Origin of the sequence: Paracraurococcus ruber (assembly GCF_004353985.1) — a bacterium.
Classification (GTDB): Bacteria; Pseudomonadota; Alphaproteobacteria; order Acetobacterales; family Acetobacteraceae; genus Paracraurococcus; species Paracraurococcus ruber.
This window is the reverse complement of sequence record NZ_SMOA01000302.1, coordinates 1-6,163: the sequence shown is the minus strand read 5'-3', so window position 1 is coordinate 6,163 and position 6,163 is coordinate 1. Positions and strand designations below refer to the sequence as shown.

The 6,163-nt window shown below is 75.6% G+C and carries 4 protein-coding genes; all 4 read right to left on the bottom strand.

The features are described from left to right. Positions 1-378 (bottom strand): hypothetical protein (locus tag E2C05_RS27540; protein WP_205083127.1); only part of this gene is annotated, 378 nt, incomplete at its 3' end. Positions 379-388: 10 nt separating this feature from the next. Continuing rightward, positions 389-1,705 carry an HlyD family type I secretion periplasmic adaptor subunit gene (locus E2C05_RS27535; protein WP_133222850.1) on the bottom strand — a complete coding sequence of 439 codons (1,317 nt, stop codon included), beginning with the start codon at positions 1,703-1,705 and terminating at the stop codon, positions 389-391. Beyond that, positions 1,702-3,894 (bottom strand): peptidase domain-containing ABC transporter, encoded by a 2,193-nt coding sequence (locus E2C05_RS27530; RefSeq protein WP_133222849.1) that lies wholly within the window; start codon positions 3,892-3,894, stop codon positions 1,702-1,704. Before E2C05_RS27530 ends, E2C05_RS27535 begins: the two co-directional genes overlap by 4 nt. After that, the gene (locus tag E2C05_RS27525; protein WP_133222848.1) at positions 3,891-5,561 is read right to left on the bottom strand and encodes an ATP-binding cassette domain-containing protein; all 1,671 of its coding nucleotides are present in this window, start codon (positions 5,559-5,561) and stop codon (positions 3,891-3,893) included. Before E2C05_RS27525 ends, E2C05_RS27530 begins: the two co-directional genes overlap by 4 nt. Between the last annotated feature and the right edge of the window lie 602 nt (positions 5,562-6,163).

The following is a 6,163-nucleotide window of genomic DNA, read 5'->3' as shown; positions in this document are numbered from 1 at the left end:
CCGATCTGGGGCGGCGGCGTCCGCCGGCAGGCTGCCCGGCTTCCAGCCGAGGCCGCCGACCGCGGGCCTTGCCGCCTGCACGGGCGGCAGGTCGAGGGCGAGCGCGTCGATGGCGGCCGCCTCGATGCCCGCGGCGCCGACAGGGCGCGGCGCCGTGGCGGCCGCCGTGCCGGCCGGCAGCGAATCCAGCTCCGGTGCTGCGACGGCGACGCCGCCCTCCACCGCATCGCGGGTGACCACGCCGCGCACCGCGCCGCCCATCATCAGGCCCGATGCCGCGGGGGCGGTCTGCGGCACGCCGCGCACCGTCGCCCGCAGCTGCCGCAGGGCGTCGGCCTCGACGACCGCCGCTTCCTCCGTGTTCCCGGTTCCGCTCATGCCGCAGCCCTCATCGTTCGCGGAAGGCCGTCGCCACCGAGGCGTAGAGCGGCTTCAGCAGGTATTGCAGGACGGTCTTCTGCCCGGTCGTGACCTCGGCCGAGACGGTCATGCCCGGCGCGATGCGCGCGAGCGCGGGGTTGCGGCCGACATGCGCCTGGGACAGCGCGACCCGGGCCCGCCAGTAGGGTTGATGCTGCTCGTCCTGGAAGGACCCGGCGGAGATGCGCTCGACCGTCCCGTCCAGCGTGCCGTACCGGGAGAAGTCGAAGGCCTGCACCTTCACGTTCACCGCCTGGCCCGGGGCGATGAAGCCGATGTCGCGCGGGGAGATGCGGACATCCGCGACCAGCCGCGCATCGCGCGGCAGGATCTCGCCGACCAGGGCGCCCGGCTGCAGCACGCTGCCGGGGCGGGAGACGACGAGGCCGCGGACCGTCCCGGCGCCCGGGGCGCGCACCACCATCCGCTCGACCCGGTCGAGCAGCCGGGCGATCGCCTCGTCCGTCTCGGCGATCTCCTGCGCGATGCGGGCACCGTCCTGCCGCGCCTCGTCCACCCGGGTGGAGCGCAGCTCGGCCAGCCTGGCCTCCGCCTCGGCCAGCGCGCGGGAGGCGGTGACGATCTGGCCGCCGATCCGCTCGCGCTCCGACTCCGCGCCCAGCAGCAGGCGCGACGCGTCCAGCACCGCCATGCGGGTGGACAGGCCGTCGCGCGCCAGCGACTGCCGCGTCGCCAGCTCCTCGCGGAACATCGCCGCCTGCCGCTCGGTCGCCTGCGCCTGGCCGCGCAGCGTCGCCAGCTCGCTGCGGCGCTGGCCGATCTGTTCCTGCAGGGTGGCCCGCTGCGCCTCCTGCGCCGCCAGCCGCGCCTGCAGCGCGACGCGCTGCGCCAGGGCCAGCCCCTCCGCCTCGGCCATGTCGCCGCCGGCGACCAGGGCGGCCACCCGCTCCGCCTGCAGCCGCAGGGCGGCGTTGCGCACGCGCATCTGGCCGAGATCGGCGCGGGCGGCGGCGTCGTGCAGCCGCAGCAGGGGCTGGCCCTCCGCCACCTCCTCCCCCTCGGCGACCAGCACCGCCTCGATGATCCCGCCTTCCAGGTGCTGGATCGGCGCGGCGGCCACGGCGGTCGCGACCTCCCCCGGCGCGACCGAGATCTCCGGCAGCGGCGTCATCTGTGCCCAGGCCAGCAGGGCGGCGACCAGCGCCGCGGTGCCGAGGATGAAGGCCCGCTCGACCCCGCGCAGGCGGACCTCCTCCAGCGCCAGCACATGCCGGTCCGGGCTCGGCTGCAGGCTGGCGCGGGGAAGGGTGATGACCTTGCTCATGCCGGTCGTCCCGGGGGCTGGAAGACGGGCATGCGCAGCAGCGGCGCGGCGCCGGGGGCCTGGCGCTGCGCGCCCCCCGGCGGCACCTCCTCCACGAGCCCGTCGGCGACGCGGAGGATGCGGTCGGCCAGCCGGACATGGCTGGGCCGATGCGTGGTCATCAGGATGGTGGAGCGGCCCCGCCGTTCGGCGATCACCGCCGCGAAGGCCTCGGCGCAGTCGTCGTCGAGCCCGGCGACCGGCTCGTCCAGCAGCAGCACCGGCGCGTCGCGCAGCAGCGCGCGGGCCAGGCAGAGCCGCACCAGGACGCTGCGCGGCAGCCCGGCCGTCGCATTGTCGCCCAGCCGCGTCGCCATGCCCTCGGGCAGCGCCTCCACCGCCTGCAGCACATGCGCCGCGGTGCAGGCGCGGCGCAGCTCCTCGTCGGTCGCGCTGGGCGCGCCCAGGCGGAGGTTCTGCGCCACCGTGCCGTAGAGGATGTCGGGCGACTGCGGCACATAGGCGACCGCGCGGCGCAGCACCGCGGGGTCGAAGGCGCGGACATCGTGGCCGCCGATCCGCACCACGCCGCCCTGCGGCCGGTACAGCCCGGCGACCAGGCGCAGCAGCGTCGACTTGCCGGACCCGCCCGGCCCGGTCACCGCCACCAGCTCCCCGTGCCGGACGGCGAAGCTGGCGCCGGCCAGCACCGGTTCCGCCGTCGGCAGGTAGCGCAGCGAGACGCGCTGGAAGACGATGTCGCCATGCTCGGGCGCGGCGATGCGGCGGCGGGCGACCACCGGCCGCTCGCTCTCGAGGCCCATCATGCCGTCCACCTGGCGGATCGAGGCGCGCGTCTGCTCCCAGCGCGAGAGCATCAGGAAGGCGGCCTGCATCGGCGCCAGCACCCGCCAGATCAGCATCATGCCGGCAATCAGCGCGCCGGCGGTCATGCCGCCGGCCAGCACGGCGATGACGCCGAGGCTCATCGCCGAGAGACCCGAGAGGGTGACGATGGCCTGGGCGACGGCGGTGACCCGGCTGCTGAGCGCCGCCGCGCGGGCGGAGGCGAGCGCCGCCCGCGCGGCGGCCGCGGCATAGGCTTCCGCCCAGCGGCCCTCGGCCCCGGCGAGCTTCAGCGAGCGGTGCGCGTCCAGCAGCTCGATCCCAAGGACGTCCCGCGCCTGCCCGGCCTGCGCGGCGGCATTGACCGCGCGGCGGACCGCGCCGCGGCTGCCGAGGAAGAGCAGCCCGAAGGCGAGCGCCGCCACCACCGGCACGACGGCGATCCAGCCGCCGAGGAGGAGGAGCAGCGCCAGCACCAGCAGCGTGCAGGGCAGGTCGAGCAGGGCGAGCGCGAAGGACCCGGTGAGCACGTCGCGGATGGCGGCGAAGTCCCGCAGGCGGGAGACCTGCGCCGCGGTGCCCGCGCGTTCCACCAGCGCCGCGGGCAGCACCATGATCTGGCTGAAGACCGCGGTGGAGACGAGGCGGTCGAGCCGCTCGCCGATGCGGGCGAGGGCGCGCTGGCGCAGCGCGCGGAAGCCGACCTCGCCCAGCAGGCCGGTCAGCGCGCCGAGCACCAGGAGCGTCAGCACCTCCGGCCGACGGCTGGTGACGACCAGGTCGAAGACCAGCATGGTGAAGACCGACATCGCCAGGCCCAGCACCGCGACCAGGGCGGAGATGCCGAGCAGCAGCGGCAGTTCCGGCAGGAAGCGCCGCGCCAGGGTGCCCAGCCAGCTCTCGCGCGGGTTCGGCGCCTCTGCCGGCACCGGCAGGTAGAGGCGGCCCGCCAGGCGCTCCGCCGCGCAGGGCCGCGCCTCCCCGGTGCCGCCATCGAACAGCAGCACCTCGCCCGCCGCGCCGCGGTAGAGCAGCGCCGCCGGCTGGTTGCGGCGGATCAGCAGCGCCGGCAGCAGCCGGGGATCGAGCCGCCCCCGACGCAGCCGGGCCGGCCGGGTCGGAAAGCCGAGGGCGGCGAGGGTGTTGCGGATATCGGTCAGGTCCGGCCGCGGCTCGGCATGCGGCAGGGCGCCGAGCAGGTCGTCCGGCCCGCCGGTCCAGTGCAGCACCGCCAGGAGGGCGGCGAGGCAGCGGGTGAGGTCACTTTCCGGCAGGCCCGGCGGGTGCACCAGCAGCAGCCCGGCTTCGGCCGCGCCGGCGCTGCCCTGCGGCGCGACGGAGATCGCCTGGGAGACGGCGTTCATGGCAGGGGTTCCAGGCGGCCGTCCGTGATCCGCAGCACCCGGTCGGCGAGGGCGAGGACGGAGCGGCGATGGCTGACGAGGATGATGGTGGTGCGCCCGCGCAGCCCGACCAGCACCCGGCCCAGCCGGGCATCGCCATCGGCGTCGAGCTGCGCCGTCACGTCGTCCAGCAGCAGGATGCGGGGGTCCTGCGCCAGGGCGCGCACCAGGCCGATGCGCTGGATCACGCCGCGCGCCAGCGGCGACCCGCCGGCGCCGACCGGCGTCTGCCAGCCGCCCGGCAGCGTCGCCGCCACGATCTCGAGCCCGAGCGCCGCGCCGAGCGCCAGCGCCCGTTCCTCGAGCGCCGGCTGGTTGAGGGTGAGGTTGTCGAGCAGCGTGCCGCCGATCAGCGCCGGGTCGGGCGGCACCAGGGCCACGTCGCGCCGCGCCGGGACCACGTCCACCCCGCCCAGGTCCTGGCCATCCACCAGCACCTGCCCCGCCACCGGCTGCGCTTCCCCGGTGACCAGCCGCAGCAGGGTCGACCGGCCGCTGCCATTCGGCCCGGTGATGCCGAGGAACTCGCCCGGCGCGACATCCAGCGACAGGCCGTCGAACAGCCAGGGGCCGGGCGGATGGCCGCAGCGCACCGCGCGCAGCGCGATCCGCCCTTCTGGCACGGCCAGCGCCGGCAGCGCCGGCCGCGCCTCCACCGGCAGCGCCGCCAGCTCGGCGACGCGGCGCTTGGCATCCCGCAGCATCTGCCAGCGCGCCCAGAGCGCGACGCCGCTGAGCAGCGGCTGCATGGACCGCCCGGCCAGCATGGTGCAGGCGCTGAGGCCGCCGACGGTCAGGTCATGGTCCAGCACCATGAGGCAGCCCCAGGACGCCGTGCCGAGCGTGGTCAGGTAGGACAGCAGGAGCCCGCCTTCCTGGCCGGCGGCGCTGGCCTCGGCCAGTTCGCGCCGGAGGCGGGCGGAGCTGCCCTGCAGCCGCTCGTAGCGGCGCTCCAGCAGCCGTTCGGCGCCCAGCAGCTTCAGCGAGCTGAGGCTGTGCAGCACGTCGAAGAGGAAGTTGAAGCGGCGCTCCTCGCTCTGCGTCAGGCGTTCCGCCCGCCGCCGCACGCGCCAGCCGACCAGCAGCCCGAAGACCAGCACGCTGGCGAGCATGCCGAGCGGCACGAGGGCCAGCGGGCCGGAGATGGCCCAGACGGCGAGCAGGTAGAGCAGCGCGAAGGGCAGGTCGAGCAGCGTCTGCAGCATCGGCCCCGACCAGGCTTCCCGCAGGCTGCCGATGGCGGCGAGGCGTTCGGAATACCAGCCATTGCCATGCGCCTCGAAGGCGGCGGAGCGGGTGGAGGCGATGCGGCGGGCGGCTTCCGCCTGCAGCTCGGCCTCCGCCGCGGCGGCCAGGCGGCCGAGCACCTCGCCGCGCACCATGCGCAGCGAGAGTTCGAGCAGGATGGCGAGGACGACCGCGGCGGCGAGGAAGCCGAGGGTGCCGAGCGAGGCCTGCGGCAGGATCCGGTCATAGACCTGCAGCAGGGCGATCGGCAGCGCCAGGGCGAGCAGGGTGATGAGCAGCGTCGCCAGCAGCAGGCTGGGCAGCGTGCCGCCGCCATGCCGGCGGATGGTGGTCGACAGCGGCGCCGCGAGCCAGGCGGGCTGTCCCGGTACTCCCTGCATCCTGCCGTCTCCGAAACACCTGCGCTGCGGGCCGCGGCACCCGGCAGCCCGGATCCGCGGCGGGATCGGGGATGCGGGATGACGGGGTGGGGGATCGGCCCTTCAGGCGCATCGTGTTCCGTCGGCTCGTGGCGGGCCCCGACGCGAACGCTCGCTGCCTTTTTTCAATCAATGGTTGCTGGAAATTGAATGGATCGCCGAAAAGTTGAAGAATTCGAAATCTGTTCCGACGCGGCCGGTGGCGGCGGGCCAGGGATGGCGGGGTCGCCCGCGCCGCGGATCCGCGGTGCCGTCACCCGGCCCGGGGGGGCAGGGCGCCTGGAACGACTTGCGCGGTCACTGAGACTCGCAAGCCGCTCTGATACCGACGGCCGTCGATCGCGACCGACCGACGGCGCCCCGATCGCCGGGCGGTCTGCGCCGCAAACCCTGGCGACGCGGCATGGCTGGAAGATTCATGCTTTCTGGCATGAGCCACTGCTTGCAGGGCGGCTTCAGGCATCCGGGCGTTCACGCCCTCCCGCGATCCGCTCTGGCCGATCGTGGCGCGGCCGGCGCGGCGCGCGGGCCAGGGGCCGGACGGCCCGCCGGCGACCGGGCCG

Bases quoted from the DNA above. Each gene is read 5' to 3' on its own strand.
- E2C05_RS27535 (WP_133222850.1), bottom strand. From the start codon at position 1,705: ATGAGCAAGGTCATCACCCTTCCCCGCGCCAGCCTGCAGCCGAGCCCG.
- E2C05_RS27530 (WP_133222849.1), bottom strand. From the start codon at position 3,894: ATGAACGCCGTCTCCCAGGCGATCTCCGTCGCGCCGCAGGGCAGCGCC.
- E2C05_RS27525 (WP_133222848.1), bottom strand. From the start codon at position 5,561: ATGCAGGGAGTACCGGGACAGCCCGCCTGGCTCGCGGCGCCGCTGTCG.